We start from the raw sequence: 20,776 nt of genomic DNA, 5'->3' as shown, positions 1-20,776 counted from the left end.
AAAGCCACCAGTATGTTGTAACTAAAATAAAGGCTTTTAAAAAATTACTGCCCGTCCAGGCCACGGATTGGCTTGATAGTGGACCAGGCGCGGCAGGAAGGACAGTGCCAGTAGAGCGTATACGCGGTAAAACCACACTTCTGACAACGATAGCGTGGCTTGCTGCGCACCTGCTCGCCAACCATGTCGCGCAGCACCATCAGGCTCTCTTTGGCGCGCCCTTCTTCCGCGTCGTTAAGGTGGTAATCCATCAGCTTATGGAAGACCCGCATGGTCGGATGACGCTGCAGCTGACGCGTAATGTAAACCTGCGCGGTGTCGCTTCCCTCATACTTCTCAACGACGTCTGAGAGCATCAGTTCAGCGGTGGCGCCGGTGTTCTCTTCCACGCAGCGACGCAGGAATGCTACCCACTCTTCCTGCTTATCCAGCTGCTGATAGCAGGTTTGCAGCATTTCCAGCGTTTCACTGACCAGCTCTTTGTCCTGGTCGATCACCCGCAGCAGGCTTTCAACGGCTTTGGCGTAGTCGCCATTCGCCATAAAGACGCGCCCCATCATGATGGAGATTCGCGCGCTGTTGCGGTCCGCGGCGGCACCTTTCTTCAGTAACGCCATGGCTTTGTCCATGTCGTCATTGCCCATCTGCTGAAGCGCAAGCTCACAGTAGAAATGGGCTATCTCAACGCGCTGCTTATCTTTCCCCAGCTTCACCAGACGTTCAGCCGTATCAATGGCTTTCTGCCAGTCGCTGGTGGCCTGATAAATCTGCAGGAGCTGCTGCAGCGCGCCGATGCGGAACTCTGTTTCATCCACCAGCTGGGAGAACATATCTTCAGCACGATCGTACAACCCCGCGGCCATGTAATCCCGCCCCAGCTGTTGCACTGCAAGTAGACGTTGATCGTAGGTCAGAGAGGCGCTTTCCATCAGCGTCTGGTGAATACGAATGGCGCGGTCAACCTCGCCGCGCGAGCGGAACAGGTTTCCAAGGGTGAGATGCGCTTCAACCGTCCCGGTATCCTCTTTCAGCATATCGAGGAACAGGTCTACCGCTTTGTCCTGCTGATTGCTCAGGAGGAAGTTTACCCCCGCAACGTAGTCGCGGGAGAGCCGATTGGCCTCATCCTGTTTTGTTTGTTGCGCACTTCTGCGGCCCATATACCAGCCATAGGCTGCGGCTACAGGCAAAAGCAGAAACAACAACTCCAGCATAGTCGATTATTCCTTCACGACCGGCACGCCAGAGCTTTCCGGGATGTCAGACGCAGGGGCAATGTTATTTTCAAGTCGCTTAATTTTACGTTCAGCGCGCGCAAGCGAAACACGGACTTTCAGCCAGAACAGACCGCAAACCAGCCAGCCAATGGCAAAGCCGGCAGCAAATAAGACCGCCAGCAGGCTCGAGACGCGATACTCACCCTGAGCCAGCAGATAGTTAAACGTCACCTGCTGATCGTTTTGTGCACCCAACGTGACTGAAATGACAAAAATCGCCAATACCAGTAAGAAAATGAGTAAATATTTCACATTACTTCCCGTTATGTGGTTCAAGCGAATAAAGTGTGTTCAATTCACCGCAATCAGCCTTATAAACTACCATTTTAGCGACGAGCGCGAAACGGAAAAAGTGACGCGCAGGTCATGGATCTATGGGCAAAATACGGAATATCAACCGTCAGGCGTCGGTTTGGTCCCTTTCGGCTATTTCTGCTTTCTCTTCTGGCGGTGGCGTTAGCGGGCCGCAGAATCGTTCAGTGAGCCAGGTCGCCAGCACGATCAGCAACCATGAGATGAGCGTGGCGACGACCAGGTCGCGCGGCCAGTGCATCCCCAGCAGCAAGCGGCTTCCCATAACCCCCGTCGCCCAGACCAGTAAAATCGCGATCGTAATCGTTCGACGCCTAGGCCAAAGCAGCCCAACCCCCAGCAACGCCCAGCTGGCCGCAAACATGGTGTGACCCGAAGGAAACGCGAACCCCGTCTCTTTCTGCCAGTGTTTACGCAAGAATTTCGGGATATCCTGCTGTTCCGCAAGCTGTTCTTTTACCAGCGCGCCACGATCTTTACGCTTTAAATTGTAGAACTCATCCACCGGAACATGATGGGTTTTTTCCAGCCAGACGACAAAAGGACGCGGCTCCTGAACGCGATCTTTCACCCAGGACTTCACCCCCTGACCGACAATGATAGCGCCACCGAGGATAGCAAAGAGCATCAGTGCCGCACGCAGGCGAAAGCGCAGGCACCACAGAAACCAGGCGCACAGGAGTACGTGGGTAATTATTCCCCATGGCTGGGTGACCGTTTCCGTTATCCAGTATAAGGTTTTCAGCCACATGGCATTATGCCCGGGCTGCCACATCCAGCCTGAAAGCCATACGGTCAGAGGCATAATCAGTAAAATGGCCGCACCTGCTGCCGTACGTCTGGCGATTGAAAGCATGTCTTCTCCTTTTTCGCTAAGCGTCACAATCATAACTGAAATTAATCCTTTGGGTGGATATGTCGGATCGTGCGTTTAACGTTCATATAGCATGGTGCCCATTAGGCGAACCTGCTGAGCTTGTGGCAAAATGAACTGATACAGAAAGCAAAACAGGGCAAACGCACGAAACGTGTCAGCCTACTCTGGAGAATCACATGCAGCTTAAACGTGTGGCAGAAGCCAAACTGCCAACCCCCTGGGGCGATTTCCTGATGGTGGGTTTTGAAGAACTGGCAACCGGACAGGATCATGTCGCGCTGGTGTATGGCGACATTTCAGGGCAGACGCCGGTTCTGTCCCGCGTCCATTCAGAGTGTCTCACCGGCGACGCGCTGTTCAGCCTGCGCTGTGATTGTGGTTTCCAGCTGGAAGCCGCCCTGTCTCATATTGCAGAAGAAGGCCGCGGCGTGCTGCTTTATCACCGTCAGGAAGGTCGTAATATAGGCCTGCTAAATAAAATTCGCGCCTACGCGCTTCAGGATCAGGGCTACGATACGGTTGAAGCAAACCATCAGCTCGGCTTTGCCGCTGACGAACGCGACTTCACCTTGTGCGCCGATATGTTCAAGCTGCTGGGCGTGGACGAAGTTCGCCTGCTGACCAATAACCCGAAAAAAGTGGAGATCCTGACCGAAGCGGGGATCAACATCGTCGAGCGTGTACCGCTGATTGTCGGCCGTAACCCGAAAAACGCCCACTACCTTGATACCAAAGCAGCCAAAATGGGCCATCTGCTGAAAGAGTGATGCTAAAAAGCCCGGCACGCGTGCCGGGCTCGTATCATCAATCCAGCATCTTACGAATCACATAATGTAAAATGCCGTCGTTCTGGTAATAGGTCAGCTCGGTTGCCGTATCTATACGGCACCGGCAATTCAGCACCTCGGTTTTCCCGTCTGCACGGGTTAACTTCACCGGCACCGTTTTACCCGGCTGCAGGCTTTGCAGACCGCTAATCTCAATCAGCTCTTCCCCGGTCAGGCCCAGCGTTTTACGCGTCACGCCCTGCGGGAACTCAAGCGGCAGGATCCCCATACCGATCAGATTCGAACGGTGAATACGTTCGAACGATTCGGCGATGACCACGCGAACGCCAAGCAGACGCGGACCTTTCGCCGCCCAGTCGCGGCTGGAGCCGGAACCGTACTCTTTCCCGGCGATCACCGCCAGCGGCGTACCTTCCTGCTGATATTTGACCGCCGCATCATAAATCGACACGACTTCCGTCCCCGGCAGATGACGGGTCATGCCCCCTTCCACGCCAGGTACCATTTCGTTACGAATGCGGATGTTGGCAAAGGTCCCGCGCATCATCACCTCATGGTTGCCGCGACGCGATCCGTAGGAGTTAAAATCGCGACGCTCGACGCCCCGGCTCTGCAGGTAACGGCCCGCCGGGCTATCGGCTTTGATACTCCCCGCAGGAGAGATATGGTCCGTCGTGACGGAATCTCCCAGCATCGCCAGGATGCGCGCGCCGTGGATATCCTTAAGCGGTGCCGGCTCGGCCAGCATCTCATCAAAGAATGGCGACAGACGAATATAGGTCGAGTCATCCTGCCAGCCATAGGTATCCGAACCTGCAATGTTGATGGCTTTCCATTCCGGCGTGCCTTCAAAGACTTCCGCGTATTCTTTACGGAACATCTCGGTAGAAACCTTCTCAACGGCCAGCGCGATTTCACGCGATGATGGCCAAATATCTTTCAGGTAGACAGGGTCATTCTTGCGATCGTGACCAATCGGATCGGTCGCCAGGTTGATATTCATGTTCCCTGCCAGGGCATATGCCACAACCAGCGGCGGCGAGGCGAGCCAGTTGGTTTTCACCAGCGGGTGAATACGCCCTTCAAAGTTTCGGTTACCGGACAGGACCGCGCCTACCGTCAGGTCACCCTGCTTGATCGCCGTTTCAATGGGTTCAGGCAGCGGGCCGGAGTTACCAATACAGGTCGTACAGCCGTAGCCCACGAGGTTAAAGCCCAGTTCGTCAAGGTACGGCGTCAGTTTGGCCTGCGCCAGGTAATCCGATACCACTTTGGAACCCGGTGCCAGCGAGGCCTTGACCCATGGCTGAGGTTTTAGCCCAAGCTCTACCGCCTTTTTAGCCAACAAACCAGCCGCCATTAACACGCTTGGGTTCGAAGTGTTGGTGCAAGAGGTAATGGCTGCAATAACTACCGCGCCATCCGGGAGCTGATACTGATGTCCGTTCAGAACATAGTCTACGGGGCGATGGTCTTTCTGCGCCACGTTCACCTCCAGCGCATTGCTGGCGGCAAAGGCTTTTGGCACGTCACTCAGCGCAACCCGATCCTGCGGACGTTTCGGCCCGGCGAGGCTCGCCTCGACGCTTCCCATATCGAGTTCTAGCGTACTGGTGAAGACCGGTTCATCACCCGGGTTTCGCCACATGCCCTGCGCTTTGGTATAGGCCTCCACCAGCGCGACCTGCTCTTCGCTGCGCCCGCTAAGGCGCATGTATTCCAGCGTGACATCATCAATGGGGAAAAAGCCACAGGTTGCACCGTATTCCGGCGCCATATTGGCAATGGTGGCACGGTCGGCCAGCGGCAGCGAATCCAGACCATCACCGTAGAATTCGACAAACTTGCCCACCACACCATGCTTACGCAGCATCTGAGTGACGGTGAGCACCAGATCGGTGGCAGTAATGCCTTCAGACAGCTTACCGGTAAGCTTGAAGCCCACCACGTCAGGAATAAGCATGGACACCGGCTGGCCGAGCATGGCCGCTTCTGCTTCGATACCGCCGACGCCCCAGCCCAACACGCCCAGACCGTTAATCATAGTGGTATGGGAGTCCGTGCCCACCAGCGTGTCCGGATAGGCGACCCACTCTTTATCCTGCAACTCACTCCAGACGGCTTTCCCCAGATATTCAAGGTTAACCTGGTGACAAATACCGGTACCCGGCGGGACCACGCTAAACCGGCTGAACGCCTGCTGTCCCCACTTCAGGAATACATACCGCTCGTGGTTACGTTCCATCTCGAGACGCACGTTCTCGCCAAAGGCGTCATCATCGCCAAAGCGGTCAACGGTTACGGAGTGGTCAATGACAAGGTCAACAGGGGAAAGCGGATTCACTTTTGCGGTATCTCCGCCGAGACGCTTAACGGCCTCGCGCATCGCGGCTAAATCAACGACGGCAGGGACACCGGTAAAGTCCTGCATCAGCACCCTGGCCGGGCGATAGGCGATTTCTCTGTCGGCATGGGCATTTTCAAGCCACCCTGCCAGCGCCTTGATATCATCGAGGGTGACAGAGTCACCGTCCTGCCAGCGCAAAAGATTTTCCAGTAAAACTTTCAATGACTTGGGTAAACGCGAAATGTCCCCAAGCGTTCTGGCAGCCAGCGGCAGGCTGTAGTAATGCCAGGTTTTATTTTCTGCCTGTAATGTGTCCTTACTGGCTTCGCGTAGGGTTAACGACATAAGCTCCTCCTTAATCACAGAGATGCCCCGACAATCATCAGGGCCGTAATTAAAGATAACACAAAGATGTCGTAACGTTTTGATAACAACCCAAATTGATAAATTTAGGATTGGTCCCGAACGGGAAAACAAAAAACCCCGCCGTAGCGAGGTTTTACAATTTAGTGGAGGGCCAACCAGATGAGCTGACTCCAGAACAGAATCGACACGGTAAAAACGCCGATCCATGACCAGTATTTGTGAGACGTCATGTTATTCATCATAGGGACACCAGGCATTATTTATAAAAAGTTCCGAGGTTTGTCCTCAGTGCTATATTGCTGATGTGTATTTATTAAAGAGTACAAAAGTGCAGAGTCGATATTCAGACTATTTGCATCATTACGCAATAAACTAAATTATTGTTTTTTGGGTTCGTCTTCTGCGAACACATCAATAAACGCTTGCTGCTGCGGCGTCAGTTTCCAGGACGCGGGTACAACAGTCGCAGGTGCTTTACGCCCTCTGTGGCCGTTGTCACGATGCTGACACATCTGTTTTACCGTTTCTGTACGTACCGTCACTGCCATATTCAACCCCAATATTTCCAGGCCAGGAGAGCAACCACCACCCAAAACAGGGTAGAGACGAGAAAGACCGCCAGCCAGGCTTTACGCTTGAGCGCAGGATCCCTTTGCGGTTCTTCACTTCCTGAAGGCATTGCTAACCTCATACAATCGACATCGCTTATCATTTAGGACCAAACAATTGGTACAATTAATCATCTGTTGAGATAAATCCTAAAGAAACTTTAGCCGAAAAGCCAGTGAATTTACGCACCGGAAGGTATGAAATATTCATTCTTTTGACCAGAAATAAATAATTGAAAAGAAAAATTTGCGAAGGCGTAAATTAGTTTCTACTTTTGTCGCCAATTCACGACATTATAACCTTACTGACTAAATGGATAATGACATTATATGACAGGGGATACGTAGATGATGATAATTCTAATTTAGCTTTGAGGCGTTATTTCGGTATCTTTCCCTTAGGGAAAGATACCGGGTGTGATTATTTTTCGGGGAGTTTGATGTCTTTAAACATCTCTTCAATATCTTCATTTGAGCGTAATGCAACGGCGGTATCAACAACGTCACGCGTTAAATGAGGGGCAAAGCGCTGAATAAAATCATACATATAGCTGCGCAGGAAGGTGCTACGACGGAAGCCAATCTTAGTGGTGCTATGACTGAAAACATCGTGCGCATCAAGACGCACCAGGTCAGGGTCTGACACCGGGTCCACCGCCATGCTGGCAATAACACCCACCCCCAGACCAAGCCGCACATAGGTCTTAATCACGTCGGCATCCGTCGCGGTAAAGACAATTCGCGGCGTTAACCCTGCCCGGTTAAAGGCCGTATCAAGCTCGGAGCGTCCGGTAAAGCCAAACGTATACGTTACCAGGGGATATTGGGCCAGCTCTTCGATAGTGACCGACCCTTTACCTGCCAGTGGGTGATCGGGGGTCACCACGATAGAACGGTTCCAGTGGTAGCACGGGAGCATCACCAGATCGTCATAGAGGTGAAGCGCTTCGGTGGCGATGGCAAAGTCTGCATTCCCCTTGGAAACGGCTTCAGCGATTTGCGTTGGCGACCCCTGGTGCATATGCAAAGAGACGCGAGGATAACGCTCTATAAAGCCTTTGATGACGCCGGGTAACGCATAGCGCGCCTGAGTATGCGTCGTGGCAATATACAGCGAGCCTTTATCAGGCCAGGTATGCTCCCCCGCCACAGACTTAATCGCATCGACTTTAGAGAGGACTTCCCGCGCAATGCGGATGATTTCCTGCCCCGCAGGCGTCACCTGGGTAAGATGCTTACCGCTGCGGGCAAATATCTGGATACCTAGTTCATCCTCCAGCATACGAACTTGTTTGCTGATGCCCGGTTGCGAGGTATACAACCCCTCGGCGGTAGAAGAGACGTTAAGGTTATGATTCACCACCTCAACGATATAACGAAGCTGCTGTAATTTCATGCCAGACCATCCGATTTAGCGCATGCGGTCAATCGCTTAAGACGATTTAATAATAAGAAACAGGTTAACTATAACCACTATATCATTTATAGCCTGACTGTATAGTACGGAACAAAAAATAATAACAAGGCAATAAAAAAGGGCCGGAAATCCGGCCCTTTTACAGGTAAGTTACGGTAAGGGAAGATTATTTCTTGCCTTCAACCCATTTGCCATCGACAAAGAAAGCTGACCATCCCGTCGCTTTACCCTCTTTCTCGGCCGCAACATACTGCTGCTTGGTTTTACGGCTAAACCGCACCACGGTTTTGTTGCCTTCCGGATCCTGCTGTGGCGCATCGGCCAGATAACGCAGTTTCTCAGGCAGACGATCGCGGAAGCGATGCAGCTCTTCCACCAGCGGCGCGCGCGTTTCACGCGATTTCGGGAAGGTGTTGGCGGCGAGGAAGACACCCGCAGCGCCGTCGCGCAGCACGAAGTACGCGTCGGATTTCTCGCACGGCAGCTCTGGCAGCGGAACCGGATCTTCCTTCGGCGGAGCCACTTCACCGTTACGCAGAATTTTGCGCGTGTTTTTACACTCGTCGTTAGTACACGCCATGTACTTACCGAAACGCCCCATTTTCAGGTGCATTTCAGAACCGCACTTCTCACACTCCACAATCGGGCCGTCATAGCCCTTAATGCGGAACTCACCCTCTTCGATCTCATACCCGTCACACGTTGGGTTATTACCGCAGACGTGCAGCTTACGTTTTGGATCGATCAGGTAGCTGTCCATTGCCGTGCCGCATTTCTTGCAGCGGCGTTTGGCACGCAGCGCGTTAGTTTCCGCATCGTCACCTTCCAGCACGTTGAGAACTTCGTTCTCTGGCACCAGGTTGATGGTGGTTTTGCAGCGCTCTTTTGGCGACAGCGCATAGCCGGAGCAGCCAAGGAATACGCCCGTCGTGGCAGTACGGATCCCCATCTTGCGACCACAGGTTGGACAGTCGATGCTGGTCAGAACCATCTGGTTAGGCAGCATGCCGCCCTCTTCAGGATCTTTCTCCGCTTTTTCAAGCTGGTCGGTGAAGTCGCTGAAGAAGCTGTCGAGTACCTTTTTCCATTCCGCCTGATGGCTGGCAACCTGGTCGAGGCTGTCTTCCATTTGCGCGGTGAAATCGTAGTTCATCAACTCGCGGAAGTTAGCTTCCAGACGGTCGGTGACGATCTCACCCATTTTTTCCGCATAGAAACGGCGGTTTTCAACGCGCACGTAGCCACGGTCCTGAATCGTCGAGATGATGGACGCGTAGGTCGAAGGACGACCAATACCGCGTTTTTCCAGCTCTTTCACCAGGGACGCTTCACTGAAGCGCGCAGGCGGCTTGGTGAAGTGCTGGGCTGGCACGAGGTCAACCAGCGAGAGTTCATCCCCTTTGTTCACCGCCGGCAGCGTTCGGTCTTCATCGCCTTTACGCAGCGCAGGCATCACTTTCGTCCAGCCGTCAAAACGCAGGATACGACCGCGAGCTTTAAGACGGAACTCACCCGCGCCTACGGTCAGCGTGGTGGAATCGTACTGCGCTGGCGTCATCTGGCACGCCACGAACTGGCGCCAGATCAGCTGATACAGCTTCTGCGCGTCGGCTTCCATATCCTTCAGCGATTCAGCCAGGACAGAGACATCAGAAGGACGAATCGCTTCGTGCGCTTCCTGAGAGTTCTCTTTGCTGGCAAACTGGTTAGCGCTTTCCGGCAGGTATTTCTTACCGAAGTTGTCGCTGATGTAGCCACGCACCATATTGACCGCGTCCTGGCTTAGGTTGGTCGAGTCGGTACGCATGTAGGTGATGTAGCCCGCTTCATACAGACGCTGGGCCATCATCATGGTCTTCTTCACGCCATAACCCAGACGCGTGCTTGCAGCCTGTTGCAGGGTGGAGGTGATAAACGGCGCACCAGGCTTACTGCTGGTCGGTTTGTCTTCACGTTCCAGCACCTGATAGCGTGCCTTTTCAAGCAGCGCCACGGCGGCCATAGTCTGGTCGCGGTTTTCTGGACGGAAAGGCTTATCGTTCTGATGGCTGACCTGCAGCGGCAGAGCGTCACCGCCCGGCGTGGTCACATTGGCGTCAACTTCCCAGAACTCTTCCGGGACGAAGGCTTTAATCTCGCGCTCACGCTCAACGACCAGACGCACGGCGACGGATTGCACACGCCCTGCGGACAGGCCACGGGCAATCTTCTTCCACAGCAGTGGAGAAACCATGTAGCCCACAACGCGGTCCATAAAGCGACGTGCCTGCTGGGCGTTTACACGGTCAATATTCAGTTCGCCCGGCTTCTCAAACGCCTGACGAATCGCATTCTTCGTAATTTCGTTAAACACTACACGGCTGTAGCGTTTGTCATCACCACCAATCACTTCCCGCAGGTGCCACGCAATGGCTTCCCCTTCGCGGTCAAGGTCGGTTGCGAGATAGATGTGGTCTGCTTTTTCAGCAAGCTGCTTCAGCTCGTTAACGACTTTTTCTTTCCCTGGAAGCACTTCATATTGTGCATCCCAGTTATGCCATGGGTTAACACCCATGCGGTTGACAAGCGCGCTACGTTCATCCTTTTTAGGCTTTTTAGCCCCTTTGGTGGAGGTAGAGTCTGCGCTCTTTTTGCTGGCTGAGCCACTGGTCGGCAAATCGCGGATATGACCAACGCTGGACTTAACCACGTAGTCATTACCCAGATACTTATTGATCGTTTTGGCTTTTGCCGGGGACTCAACGATGACGAGAGCTTTACCCATATTCACCTTTACCTAATTTAATTCTTCCAGGAATACGCCGCACGTTGATTTCCCTTCCGCTGACGACGAGCCAATGATATTGCGACTGCGTCAGGAGATATCAACCCCTTTGTCTTACCGGGCGTTAAAGAAAAGACGCCCAGGTGATTGAGTTCTCGGGTATTTTTCTCACATCTCGTGTAATTCGTGACGAATTCCCGGTTGAATGTCAAGCAATTCTGTTGCCAGAATGACGAAAGCGCACACTCTACCTGATAAAATTCGTTACGCAACTTTATTAGCATGCAAAAGCAAATCCCGCCAGCCAGGCCCCTGCAGCTTATCCCCTCACATTACAGGGGAAATTTGCCCCCAAAGCGCCCCCGGCGTAGACTATTGTCACTGTTTAAGGAGTGGATTATGCAGAATACGACCCAACCTATTGACCGAGCCTCTCTGCTTATCGAAGCAAACAAGCTTATCCGTGACCATGAAGATACGCTGGCGGGTATTGAAGCCACCGGCGTAGAACAGCGTAATGGGGTGCTGGTTTTCAGCGGCGAATACTTCCTTGACGAACAGGGGTTGCCGACCCCGAAAAGCACCGCCGTGTTTAACATGTTTAAATATCTGGCGCATACGCTTTCAGAGAAATATCACCTGGTCGATTAACGCAAAACGCGAGGCATGTGCCTCGCGTTTTTGTTTACAACAGCGGTTTTTGTCCGCGCTGTAGCCAGCGCAGCAGCAGGCGGTCAGCACTTTCTGCCGCACTGTTGGTAAAGCGGTCCATCAGTCGCTTGCGCTGAGCAAAGCGGACGCCTACCAGTTCCCTACCTTCCATCAGGTTGAGCAGCAGATCGTCGCTGGTTCCGACTTCATCTACCAGCCCTTTCTCCTGCGCCTGAACGCCGTACCAGTGCTCACCCGTCGCGACCAGCTCAATGTCCAGCGTCGGGCGCATACGGTGCACAAAATCTTTAAAGAGATGATGCGTTTCGTTGAGATCCTCACGGAATTTTTGACGCCCTTCCTCCGTGTTTTCCCCCAGCAGCGTCAGGGTGCGTTTGTACTGACCCGCCGTGTGAAGTTCGATATCAATCTCTTTATTTTTCAGGAAGCGGTTAAAGTTCGGGATCTGCGCAACCACGCCGATCGAGCCAATAATTGAGAACGGCGCGGCAACAATTTTGTCCGCCACGCAGGCCATCATGTAGCCACCGCTCGCTGCCACTTTATCCACGGCCACGGTCAGCGGGATCTGTTTTTCACGCAGGCGCTGCAGCTGTGAGGCGGCCAGCCCGTAACCGTGAACCACCCCGCCCGGGCTTTCAAGGCGCACGACAACCTGATCCTGCGGTGTCGCCACGGCCAGAACGGCAGTTACCTCCTCCCGCAGAGAAGAAACCTCATGCGCATCCATACTGCCTTTAAAATCGAGCACATAGACCCGTGGCGTGGCCTTATCCTGCGGCGCATTGAGTTTTGCTTTTGCTTTTGCCGCTTTAGCTTCCTGTTTATGCTTTTTCTTCTGCGCTTTCAGCCAGAGTTTCTGTTGATGACTATCAAGCAGCGCCAGAGACATATCATCCTGCATCTCTTTATACTGCTCGCTCAGGCGGGTGATGCGTAACTCCCCACGCTGACGCTTGCGCTGCGTCAGGTTGACAATCAGAACGGCAACTACCGCAATGGCAACCACCACCGTCGCGATTTTGGCCAAAAACAACCCATATTGAGAAAGTAATTCCACGCGTTCCACCTTGATTTAACCACGAATCTTTCACGGCAGTGTACAACAGCCCTGCCCATGCGTCTCGCTCGTGACATTACCTCTGCGAGCCGCCTTCAGGAATCCCCGGGCTGGTCTTTAAATATTTGCAAATTGTTAATTTTACTGTAATGCGTCCTGTAGACTGATTGAATTATCAGGCGAATTCGGGCATAAAGCCGAAAAGTCATCATAAAGGCGCCATTGCGTTACCGGTCGCCTGAGGAGTCACCGTGCATTATCAACCGCAAAAAAATCTGCTGCAAAACCGGATTATTCTTGTCACCGGTGCCAGCGACGGGATTGGTCGCGAGGCGGCCCTGACATACGCCGAATATGGCGCGAACGTCATTCTGATTGGGCGCAACGAAGAAAAACTGAAAAGCGTCGCTCAGGAGATTGAGTCGGTATCTGGTACGCCAGCCCCGTGGTATACCCTCGATTTACTGACCTGCACGCCCGCAGTGTGCCAGGAATTAGCCCTGCGCATTAGCGCTCACTATCCGAGACTCGACGGCGTACTTCATAACGCCGGCTTGTTAGGTGAAGTGCGTCCGATGGATGAACAGGATCCTGATATCTGGCAGCAGGTGATGCAGGTCAACGTCAACGGCACGTTTTTCCTTACGCAGGCATTGCTTCCTTTATTACTCAAATCCGAGTCAGGGTCTCTGGTCTTTACCTCTTCCAGCGTTGGTCGTGAAGGACGTGCAAACTGGGGAGCCTATGCCGTATCCAAATTCGCGACCGAAGGCATGATGCAGGTACTGGCGGAGGAGTATCAAAGTCGCCATCTGCGCGTAAACTGCATTAACCCGGGCGGTACGCGCACCAAAATGCGCGCCAGCGCGTTCCCGAGCGAAGATCCGCAGAAGCTGAAAACCCCGGCAGACATTATGCCGCTCTATCTCTGGCTGATGGGCGACGACAGCCGCCGCAAAACCGGGATGACCTTCGACGCCCAGCCGGGCCGTAAACCAGGAATTTCGCAATGAGTGAAGAACGTCATCAGCAGCGCCAGCAGCGTCTGAAAGAACAGGTCGATGCGCGCGTCGCGGCAGCACAGGACGAGCGAGGGATCGTCATCGTCTTTACCGGCAACGGCAAAGGCAAAACCACCGCCGCGTTTGGCACCGCTACCCGCGCCGTCGGCCACGGGCAGAAGGTCGGCGTTATCCAGTTTATTAAAGGTGAGTGGCCTAACGGCGAGCGTAATCTGCTTGAGCCCCACGGGGTTGAGTTTCAGGTGATGGCGACCGGATTTACGTGGGACACCCAGAATCGTGAAACCGACACCGCCGCCTGTCTGGCCGTCTGGGAGCACGCTAAAAGAATGCTGGCCGATCCTTCACTCAATATGGTTCTGCTGGATGAGATCACCTATATGGTCGCCTACGACTATTTGCCGCTGGAAGACGTGCTTAATGCACTGAAAGACCGTCCCGCCCATCAGACGGTCATCATCACGGGCCGCGGGTGTCATCGGGATATTCTGGAGCTGGCAGATACCGTCAGCGAGCTGCGTCCGGTTAAACATGCGTTTGATGCGGGCATCAAAGCGCAAATTGGGATTGATTACTAAAGAAAAAAGCCCGGTGACTTCACCGGGCTTTTACGTTAACCGTTGTTATTACGGCTGCCGGAGCGGCGGCTGCTGCTCACCTGGCTGTGACGCTTCACCGCACGGCGAATCTGGTTCGCCTTCATGCGGCGACGATCTTTCTCCACCGCCACTTTAGAGGTGGTTTCCGGCGTCAGGCCGACCAGCTCGCGCAGGTAGTTGGTTTGGGTCAGATCCAGTTCGGTATAACCCCCACGCGGCAAACCTTTCGGCAGCAGGATGTCGCCGTAGCGGACGCGGATCAGGCGGCTAACCTGCACGCCTACCGCTTCCCAGAGACGACGCACTTCGCGGTTGCGGCCTTCGGTCAGGGTCACGTTGTACCACTGGTTAATGCCTTCCCCACCGGTAAACTTGATGGTTTTGAACGCCGCAGGACCGTCTTCCAGCTGAACGCCACGCGAGAGATCGCGCAGTTTATTCTCATCAACCTGGCCGAACACGCGCACCGCGTATTCACGTTCCACTTCACGGCTTGGATGCATCAGACGGTTTGCCAGTTCACCATCGGTGGTAAACAGCAGTAGACCGCAGGTATTCACGTCCAGACGACCAACGGCAATCCAGCGAGCGCCACGCAGTTTAGGCAGACGGTCAAACACCGTCGGGCGACCTTCCGGGTCATTGCGGGTACACAGCTCGCCTTCCGGCTTATAATAAGCCAGCACGCGGCAGATCTGCTCAGCGGACTCTTTCACGGAGATAAGATGACCGTCGATACGGATCTTCAGCCCCGGTACGATTTCTACGCGGTCACCCAGCGTGGCGATTTTACCGTCCACACTCACGCGGCCCGCTTCAATAATGGCTTCGATTTCACGGCGTGAACCGTGGCCGGCACGCGCCAGCACTTTCTGTAACTTCTCGCTCATTGAGCTTCCTCAGGTGTCGCCTTCACAGGCGTCGAACAGGCACTAACAAATCTATATAAATCAATGCGTTAGCATATTTTACTGAATGCCATTATACGCGATGTTCACCACGTTGTAACCTACTTTGTTGTACAGCGTGTTCACCACTTAAAACTTTGCCTATGATTAAGTTTTAAACAAAAAAAGGGGCGTAACCGTCACGATCAGACCGTCCGAACAGTGCAAATACACCAGGACATTCGAGGAGGATCAACTCCCTCTTTACTGCTTGTAACGAATTTCAGTTTCACTTAAGTCTAATACTTGTTGCGCATGTGGTTATTGTTTGTAAAATGACCACGATGATTGTTTCCATAACAAGTAGAGGGACTTATGCAGCAATACACCAACGAGATCATGCCTGAACTCCGGGAATCCTCTTCACAGCCACCCTATGACGAGGAGCTTTTGTCACTTTGCGACGACAAAACCCGGAAAGAACTTGAAGAAATAAATGAACAGTATTTAAGCCGCCCGTTAGCTCACATTTTCCGGTTTGCAGTCGTTGGAAGTCTGACCCGTCGCGGCGGGGTCATTCGCCACGCTTCAGGCAGTGCGACTACAGGAGGGCTACAAGTTGCTCGGGTTGGTGACAAGGTTGTATATGCTGATGGCAGCGAGGCCACTATTATTTCCGGTGCTGGCAAGGCCCGAATCATGCAGGGCGCATCCGCTGCACTCGTTGGCAGTATGCTTGATAATGGCGACGAAATAATCTCAACACCACAATCCAGAAGCAGGCTGGTATTCCGTGAAGGTGACACACTCCCGGAAGGATTCCTGACCATGCCAGAGAGTAAGCACTAATGGGAGTCAAAGGTTACTTTCTGTTTAGAGGTGATAAGACTGTTTGCGGCGGAAAAATCCTTGAAGGATGTACCGATCATCAGTTTTTCGATAAAGACATGGCTTGCGAAGGTCATAAAGTGACCTGCGGCAAACATCCTGGATATTACCGTATTTGCGGCGGGCTTGAAGACGACATACATGGTAAAAGGATAGCCGGAACGCTACACAGCTTTAGCTCCTGCCCATGCAAATCGAAATTTGTTCCATCAAACTGGGATGATGATTATGAGCTTGGTGGAGAACCAACAGTAACGCACATCGATCTATCTCATCTCGTCGCGATGCCTGTGCTTCCGGGGCCTATTGCAGATCCTAAAACTGATAACTTTGCTGACACCTGCAAGCCAGAAAATAACCCGCTATTGAACGGCGTTTACCTCTGGACTGAAACCACGGACGCAGGACATGCGTTCGTTTCCGTACATCAAGACAATTCGATTTATCTCTATACCTATGGTCGCTACGGCAGAACGGGCCCAGGGAATTTAACTGGTGATGGAATTTTAAACTTTCTGCAAGGTGAAGATGCGAGGGTTTACTATAGAGCAGAGTTGTACCGGATGGGCGCAAGAGCGTTTCGAATAGATGATGCTGATCCGACGAAAACAAGGCAGTTCTTTGAAGATCTTTGGAATAAGGGTGAACCAGCGATTCGCACATCGGAAATGAAAGAAACAACCCAACGCAGAGGCCGCACAATTGATGAGTACGATGTAACAGGAAACAACTGTACCACTCACTCTGTCGAAGGGATTAAGTTTGCTGGTTCAAGGGTATTCGAGCACAACTACACATCTACTACGACGCAGATTCCTATAGAATCCGAAGAAGATTTCACAATCCCTGTCTCATTGCAACGTTATCTTGAGTCAAAAAGTTCTGACTTCTCATCAATGACAGTTGTTGAAATGACAGGCGAGTTTAAAAAAATGTATCCCAACAAGGATAATTTGCCGCGATACCAAGAGTCGCCAAAGGGTAAAGTTCAGCACATTGCAGCCGAAGCAGCGGCTACAGGCGATTCATTATCACAGTATTCCAGCGGTACTTTTGGCGGTGTATTAGGTGGATCTTATGACGTTGACGAATAGGACTAAAACCATTCTCCGATGGGGAGGGATTTGCATTGTCAGCGTAGGTTACTTCCTCGGACTGTTTGTAGCCTCGCAAGCATTCGCGGTTTTCTCTGAAAATCAGACTCTTGTCTCAAATCCTGTTCCATTGAAAGAGTATTACCAAGCGGTTGATTCACTTGGTCAAGCTACAAGCGGTGTTTTTGATGCAGCAATTTATGGTTTCGTGATCAGTGTACCTCTGATCCTACTTATCTTCAAAAAGGTGAGATGACCGCCAAAGGCTGGACTCCACCAGCCTTATTTCCCGTTGGTGAGGTAGTTTTACCAACTTATGCAATCAACCACCTGAAGTAAGTCTCTCAACGGTGGCCTATGCGTGTACCTTGCGGTGATACCTAACGATTGAGTTCTGGAGTGTCCGACGCAGAACTGCACCATTACGGGCAAGACTTTTGTCATTGCCTCTGAAATGAAAGTGTGACGAAGAGCATGGATCACCCTCTTCTGTCCAAACTCATTAAACTTTTGTATGTTGCAATGAGCCATAATGCTGTTCCATTCAAGCCCGATCTGTTCATAGGTCGGCAAATCACCGAAAACAGGATCGGAAGATTTGAGCGATTTAATACGCGCTAAAAGTAACTTTTCTAAGACTGCGTTTAGTGGTATCTGCCGTACAGCCTGATCAGTTTTGCCGCCGTCAATGAAAATATACCTGCGCCGCGTTTCCTCATCTTTTCGAATGTGCTCTTTGCGGATAGCAGCGATTTCGCCCCGGCGTGCTCCGGTATATATCAGAGTCAGAAAATAATCACGTCGCCAATCGGCGCAAGTGTTCAGATGCTTTACAAGGCGCTGCATCTCAGGTTTAGAGTAAGAGCCGCCCTTGTTTTCCGTTACCTCGTATTTGATACCTTCTGTCGGGGCTTTCTCTAAATTGTCCTTTTCATCTTTCAGGAAGTCTTTGAAGAATGAGGAGTAAATCTTGAGATGCTTTTTGACGTTGGCGCTGCTCATCAAATCCTCTTCCGGCACATCAAAATCAATGCACTCTATAAGCGTCATTTCGCAGTAAGGCTTTCTATTTCGACGAGGAAGATTTTCAATAACGGTAATAGTTTGCCGTAGGTGCTGCTTCGTGATCGCTCCGACAGGAAGATCACCGATAACATGCATCAACACATCATAGAAACGCTGGTTTTCGTTGGCGACAGTCGCCGCCCAGCCCTTTCCTTTCTCAGTGGTAAACATTTTCCATGCAACAGAGAGCAGAGGCGTAGCGTTACTTTCAGGCTCAACAGTTGGCACTACAACCTGTTTAGTTACTGGATTCTTCAACCGTTCGGCTTCTGTTAGCTTAGATTGCATCTCATCGACCAAAGTGCGATATCGAACAAGATCACCAGAATAGAAAGCATCGTAGGCTTGCTGGAGCATAGCCTGATGTAAATCAATCTGCCCCGCCACCTCGTAAGCCTGTTCTACATCACTTTGGTCAAAGGAAACCTTCTTCTTAAACAAAGTGGCAAGTAGCATTCGCGCTGTTGAATCATCGCCGCTGTACACCCTATTCAGATGAACATCCGCGCGGCCTTTCGCCTCAGTCACACTGGTAGTCGGAGAGATCGCAGCATCAGAATCAATCTGGCGCTGGAGCCGTCCAAGTTCAGGCATTCGTTTAGCCTCATCAACGCCCATCCGCAACCAATCCAACAGATAAGTATCGAAATCGCGCTGAGTGGCCTCTCTGAAACCGTCAATGTGCATTTTGAACTGTTCGACGGACAGCGAACAATTTTGAACAAGGGGGATGTAAGCACTTAGACGTGACATTGTAACCTCGACCGCTTGCAATGAATCTGTGCCGAGGCTACGACGGAAAAATGTTCCGTCGGGAAGTCGAAAGTTGATGTAGTAGACGTTACCGCGCTTCGTCGTGAATCGAGGATGTCTGTTGTACACTCTGTTCCTCATTGCGTTGACCCTTTTGTTTTACATATCATAAGGTTAACGCCAACGCTTTGATTTAACATGGAAATTTAGCGCCTTCACAGGCGTCGAATCAGGTCAAAAGAGGGCCGAGCCCTGCTTTGATGGCCGCGTAGTATATCTGCTTATACCATTACAAGAAAGGCTTTACGTCACCCACGCCTTCTCGAATCACTTCCGGTGCATCTTCGGTTAAGTCGACCACGGTGGTCGGCTGCTGGCCGAGATAACCGCCGTGAATAATCAGCTCGACCACCTTCTCCAGACGATCTTTGATCTCTTCCGGATCGGACTCGGTAAACTCGCTGCCTGGCAGCATCAGCGAGGTAGAGAGCATTGGTTCACCGAGGGTTTCCAGCAGCGCCTGCGCAATCGGGTTCGACGGCACGCGCATGCCGATGGTTTTACGTTTTTCCTGCAGCAGACGACGCGGCACTTCTTTGGTCCCTTTCAGGATGAAGGTGTAGTTGCCCGGCGTGTTGTTCTTAATCAGGCGAAACGCCACGTTATCGACATAAGCATAGGTCGACAGCTCAGAAAGATCGCGGCACATCAGGGTAAAGTTATGGCCGTCCGGCAGCTGGCGAATACGGCAAATGCGTTCCATCGCCCCTTTATCTTCAATTTTGCAGCCCAGCGCGTAGCCGGAATCGGTCGGGTAGACAATCACGCCGCCTTTGCGGACGATCTCCACGGCCTGGTTAATCAGGCGTGGCTGCGGGTTATCCGGATGGATATAGAAAAACTGACTCATACTTCCCTCTCTTCAAATTGCTGCGGCTGTTCCCAGAGCTGCCAGACCGGCTCAACGCCAGCGGGCAGCCAGAGCTTGCGCCCCAGTTCGATCCAGGCGCAGGGCTGATGGAAATCAGAACCCTGTGACCCAAGCAGGCCGTACTGTCGGGCATAGGTCGCGAGCTGCGCGCGCTCGTTGGGCGCCTGCTGACACTGGGCGACTTCCATCGCCTCACCACCGTTTTCGGCAAAGTGCGCCAGCAGCCTTTTCAGCCATTTAGCAGAAAGATTATACCGCCCCGGATGGGCCAGCACGGCCTTACCGCCAGAATGATGAATCACATCAATAGCTTGTTTTATTGTACACCACTGTGGCGGAACGTATCCGGTTTTCCCGCGCGCCAGATACTTTTTAAAGACATCCGCCATCGTCGTGGCTTTACCCGCCTCTACCAGAAAACGGGCGAAATGACCGCGCGTAACCGCCCCGCCGTTCGCCAGCTTTTGCGCACCTTCCAGCGCGCCAGGAATATGTGCCTTTTCCAGACGCTCGCCGATCATCTCTGCGCGCTGGTTGCGGCGCGTTTTTTGTTCTTGCAAAAACTCAATAAGTGCCGGATGGTCTATATCGATGTTCAGGCCAACGATATGAATCTCATGGTTTTCCCAGACGGTCGAAATCTCGACGCCGGACACCAGATTGAGTGCCAGCCCGCAGCGGGCAATCTCGGCGCGCGCTGCCGGAATGGCATCCGTCGTATCGTGATCGGTTATCGCCAGCGTGCCGATGCGCATTTCAACGGCACGATGAACCAGGGCTTCGGGTGTCAGCAGGCCATCAGAGGCCTGAGTATGGCTGTGTAAATCATAAATAATCGCGTAGGTGGTATCGCTCAAAGCACTTCCCATAACAGGTTGAAGACATCCGAAACCGCCATGATACCGACTTAACGTGAAATTCTGAAATCAAGGGTTGACAACACGCCATCGAACTAGTTAACTAGTACGCAAGTTCACACGAGAAAGGTATCTGAAAATGACAGCGCATTTCACTCTGCACGGTTGGTGGCGTACTTCCTGATCTTCGGG

At 52.5% G+C, this 20,776-nt stretch carries 21 protein-coding genes and 1 other annotated feature (1 of these 22 running past the window's edge); of the genes, 7 read left to right on the top strand and 14 right to left on the bottom strand.

The features are described 5' to 3' along the window. Nucleotides 1–44: 44 nt before the first annotated feature. From lapB to pgpB, 3 genes are all read right to left on the bottom strand, one after another. Nucleotides 45–1,214, bottom strand: coding sequence for a lipopolysaccharide assembly protein LapB (gene lapB, locus AC4IBF_RS09540; RefSeq protein ID WP_115875429.1), 1,170 nt, complete (start codon nucleotides 1,212–1,214; stop codon nucleotides 45–47). A 6-nt stretch (nucleotides 1,215–1,220) separates the two neighbouring features. After that, on the bottom strand, nucleotides 1,221–1,529 hold the full coding sequence (locus tag AC4IBF_RS09535) for a LapA family protein (RefSeq protein WP_023312067.1): 309 nt from the start codon (nucleotides 1,527–1,529) through the stop codon (nucleotides 1,221–1,223). Between the two features lie 148 nt (nucleotides 1,530–1,677). Then, nucleotides 1,678–2,445 carry a phosphatidylglycerophosphatase B gene (pgpB, locus tag AC4IBF_RS09530; protein ID WP_133294571.1) on the bottom strand — a complete coding sequence of 256 codons (768 nt, stop codon included), beginning with the start codon at nucleotides 2,443–2,445 and terminating at the stop codon, nucleotides 1,678–1,680. A gap of 197 nt (nucleotides 2,446–2,642) precedes the next feature. Here pgpB and ribA point away from each other — a divergent pair, with 197 nt between their 5' ends. Then, on the top strand, nucleotides 2,643–3,233 hold the full coding sequence (gene ribA, locus AC4IBF_RS09525; RefSeq protein ID WP_008501210.1) for a GTP cyclohydrolase II: 591 nt from the start codon (nucleotides 2,643–2,645) through the stop codon (nucleotides 3,231–3,233). 37 nt (nucleotides 3,234–3,270) lie between these two features. Here the strand turns inward: ribA and acnA are convergent, their stop codons facing one another. The 6 genes from acnA to topA form a co-directional block, all read right to left on the bottom strand. After that, nucleotides 3,271–5,946, bottom strand: a complete 2,676-nt coding sequence (gene acnA, locus AC4IBF_RS09520) for an aconitate hydratase AcnA (RefSeq protein WP_348942761.1) — start codon at nucleotides 5,944–5,946, stop codon at nucleotides 3,271–3,273. A gap of 161 nt (nucleotides 5,947–6,107) precedes the next feature. Further along, on the bottom strand, nucleotides 6,108–6,206 hold the full coding sequence (gene ymiC, locus AC4IBF_RS09515) for a small membrane protein YmiC (RefSeq protein ID WP_032623144.1): 99 nt from the start codon (nucleotides 6,204–6,206) through the stop codon (nucleotides 6,108–6,110). 138 nt (nucleotides 6,207–6,344) lie between these two features. Next, the gene (locus AC4IBF_RS09510; protein ID WP_032656727.1) at nucleotides 6,345–6,515 is read right to left on the bottom strand and encodes a YciX family protein; all 171 of its coding nucleotides are present in this window, start codon (nucleotides 6,513–6,515) and stop codon (nucleotides 6,345–6,347) included. A gap of 2 nt (nucleotides 6,516–6,517) precedes the next feature. After that, the gene (locus AC4IBF_RS09505) at nucleotides 6,518–6,658 is read right to left on the bottom strand and encodes a YmiA family putative membrane protein (protein WP_213327741.1); all 141 of its coding nucleotides are present in this window, start codon (nucleotides 6,656–6,658) and stop codon (nucleotides 6,518–6,520) included. Between the two features lie 338 nt (nucleotides 6,659–6,996). Next, a complete protein-coding gene (gene cysB / locus AC4IBF_RS09500) occupies nucleotides 6,997–7,971 on the bottom strand; it encodes an HTH-type transcriptional regulator CysB (RefSeq protein ID WP_008502814.1) in 975 nt (324 codons plus the stop codon). A gap of 187 nt (nucleotides 7,972–8,158) precedes the next feature. After that, on the bottom strand, nucleotides 8,159–10,756 hold the full coding sequence (gene topA, locus AC4IBF_RS09495; protein WP_133294573.1) for a type I DNA topoisomerase: 2,598 nt from the start codon (nucleotides 10,754–10,756) through the stop codon (nucleotides 8,159–8,161). Nucleotides 10,757–11,155: 399 nt separating this feature from the next. Here topA and AC4IBF_RS09490 point away from each other — a divergent pair, with 399 nt between their 5' ends. Continuing rightward, nucleotides 11,156–11,407 carry a YciN family protein gene (locus tag AC4IBF_RS09490; protein ID WP_003856804.1) on the top strand — a complete coding sequence of 84 codons (252 nt, stop codon included), beginning with the start codon at nucleotides 11,156–11,158 and terminating at the stop codon, nucleotides 11,405–11,407. 34 nt (nucleotides 11,408–11,441) lie between these two features. On the opposite strand, the gene sohB is transcribed toward AC4IBF_RS09490, so the two are convergent. Beyond that, nucleotides 11,442–12,488, bottom strand: a complete 1,047-nt coding sequence (sohB, locus tag AC4IBF_RS09485; protein WP_136194977.1) for a protease SohB — start codon at nucleotides 12,486–12,488, stop codon at nucleotides 11,442–11,444. A gap of 251 nt (nucleotides 12,489–12,739) precedes the next feature. Between sohB and AC4IBF_RS09480 the strand changes: the two genes are divergently transcribed. Both AC4IBF_RS09480 and cobO read left to right on the top strand, forming a co-directional pair. Next, a complete protein-coding gene (locus AC4IBF_RS09480) occupies nucleotides 12,740–13,501 on the top strand; it encodes a YciK family oxidoreductase (protein ID WP_136194978.1) in 762 nt (253 codons plus the stop codon). After that, nucleotides 13,498–14,088: a cob(I)yrinic acid a,c-diamide adenosyltransferase gene (gene cobO / locus AC4IBF_RS09475; protein WP_045908891.1), complete on the top strand. Its 591-nt coding sequence runs from the start codon at nucleotides 13,498–13,500 to the stop codon at nucleotides 14,086–14,088. The genes AC4IBF_RS09480 and cobO overlap by 4 nt, the downstream gene beginning before the upstream one ends. Before the next feature lie 35 nt (nucleotides 14,089–14,123). On the opposite strand, the gene rluB is transcribed toward cobO, so the two are convergent. Further along, nucleotides 14,124–14,999 carry a 23S rRNA pseudouridine(2605) synthase RluB gene (rluB, locus tag AC4IBF_RS09470; protein ID WP_023312076.1) on the bottom strand — a complete coding sequence of 292 codons (876 nt, stop codon included), beginning with the start codon at nucleotides 14,997–14,999 and terminating at the stop codon, nucleotides 14,124–14,126. Nucleotides 15,000–15,371: 372 nt separating this feature from the next. Here rluB and AC4IBF_RS09465 point away from each other — a divergent pair, with 372 nt between their 5' ends. Beyond that, nucleotides 15,372–15,845, top strand: a complete 474-nt coding sequence (locus AC4IBF_RS09465) for a PAAR domain-containing protein (protein WP_133294577.1) — start codon at nucleotides 15,372–15,374, stop codon at nucleotides 15,843–15,845. Further along, complete coding sequence (locus AC4IBF_RS09460; RefSeq protein ID WP_133294578.1) at nucleotides 15,845–16,978, top strand: PAAR domain-containing protein; 1,134 nt, start codon at nucleotides 15,845–15,847, stop codon at nucleotides 16,976–16,978. The genes AC4IBF_RS09465 and AC4IBF_RS09460 overlap by 1 nt, the downstream gene beginning before the upstream one ends. Before the next feature lie 306 nt (nucleotides 16,979–17,284). Here the strand turns inward: AC4IBF_RS09460 and AC4IBF_RS09455 are convergent, their stop codons facing one another. From AC4IBF_RS09455 to rnm, 3 genes are all read right to left on the bottom strand, one after another. Continuing rightward, a complete protein-coding gene (locus tag AC4IBF_RS09455) occupies nucleotides 17,285–18,925 on the bottom strand; it encodes a tyrosine-type recombinase/integrase (RefSeq protein ID WP_240741434.1) in 1,641 nt (546 codons plus the stop codon). Between the two features lie 160 nt (nucleotides 18,926–19,085). After that, nucleotides 19,086–19,706 (bottom strand): L-threonylcarbamoyladenylate synthase, encoded by a 621-nt coding sequence (locus AC4IBF_RS09450; RefSeq protein WP_003856793.1) that lies wholly within the window; start codon nucleotides 19,704–19,706, stop codon nucleotides 19,086–19,088. Further along, the gene (gene rnm / locus AC4IBF_RS09445; protein ID WP_039266532.1) at nucleotides 19,703–20,584 is read right to left on the bottom strand and encodes an RNase RNM; all 882 of its coding nucleotides are present in this window, start codon (nucleotides 20,582–20,584) and stop codon (nucleotides 19,703–19,705) included. Before rnm ends, AC4IBF_RS09450 begins: the two co-directional genes overlap by 4 nt. Nucleotides 20,585–20,723: 139 nt before the next feature. On the opposite strand from rnm, the gene trpL reads away from it, so the two are divergent. Continuing rightward, nucleotides 20,724–20,768, top strand: a complete 45-nt coding sequence (trpL, locus tag AC4IBF_RS09440; RefSeq protein ID WP_106993556.1) for a trp operon leader peptide — start codon at nucleotides 20,724–20,726, stop codon at nucleotides 20,766–20,768. Continuing rightward, nucleotides 20,745–20,776 (top strand) — a sequence feature (Trp leader region); it runs 63 nt beyond the window's last position. It overlaps the preceding gene by 24 nt.

It is taken from the genome of Enterobacter sp. Taxon_8, from assembly GCF_058354585.1.
This window is presented reverse-complemented; position numbering and strand designations above follow the sequence as displayed.

Coding starts and splice junctions, on each gene's coding strand:
- lapB (WP_115875429.1), bottom strand. CDS start 1,214: ATGCTGGAGTTGTTGTTTCTGCTTTTGCCTGTAGCCGCAGCCTATGGC.
- pgpB (WP_133294571.1), bottom strand. CDS start 2,445: ATGCTTTCAATCGCCAGACGTACGGCAGCAGGTGCGGCCATTTTACTG.
- ribA (WP_008501210.1), top strand. CDS start 2,643: ATGCAGCTTAAACGTGTGGCAGAAGCCAAACTGCCAACCCCCTGGGGC.
- acnA (WP_348942761.1), bottom strand. CDS start 5,946: ATGTCGTTAACCCTACGCGAAGCCAGTAAGGACACATTACAGGCAGAA.
- ymiC (WP_032623144.1), bottom strand. CDS start 6,206: ATGAATAACATGACGTCTCACAAATACTGGTCATGGATCGGCGTTTTT.
- AC4IBF_RS09510 (WP_032656727.1), bottom strand. CDS start 6,515: ATGGCAGTGACGGTACGTACAGAAACGGTAAAACAGATGTGTCAGCAT.
- AC4IBF_RS09505 (WP_213327741.1), bottom strand. CDS start 6,658: ATGAGGTTAGCAATGCCTTCAGGAAGTGAAGAACCGCAAAGGGATCCT.
- cysB (WP_008502814.1), bottom strand. CDS start 7,971: ATGAAATTACAGCAGCTTCGTTATATCGTTGAGGTGGTGAATCATAAC.
- topA (WP_133294573.1), bottom strand. CDS start 10,756: ATGGGTAAAGCTCTCGTCATCGTTGAGTCCCCGGCAAAAGCCAAAACG.
- AC4IBF_RS09490 (WP_003856804.1), top strand. CDS start 11,156: ATGCAGAATACGACCCAACCTATTGACCGAGCCTCTCTGCTTATCGAA.
- cobO (WP_045908891.1), top strand. CDS start 13,498: ATGAGTGAAGAACGTCATCAGCAGCGCCAGCAGCGTCTGAAAGAACAG.
- rluB (WP_023312076.1), bottom strand. CDS start 14,999: ATGAGCGAGAAGTTACAGAAAGTGCTGGCGCGTGCCGGCCACGGTTCA.
- AC4IBF_RS09465 (WP_133294577.1), top strand. CDS start 15,372: ATGCAGCAATACACCAACGAGATCATGCCTGAACTCCGGGAATCCTCT.
- AC4IBF_RS09460 (WP_133294578.1), top strand. CDS start 15,845: ATGGGAGTCAAAGGTTACTTTCTGTTTAGAGGTGATAAGACTGTTTGC.
- AC4IBF_RS09450 (WP_003856793.1), bottom strand. CDS start 19,706: ATGAGTCAGTTTTTCTATATCCATCCGGATAACCCGCAGCCACGCCTG.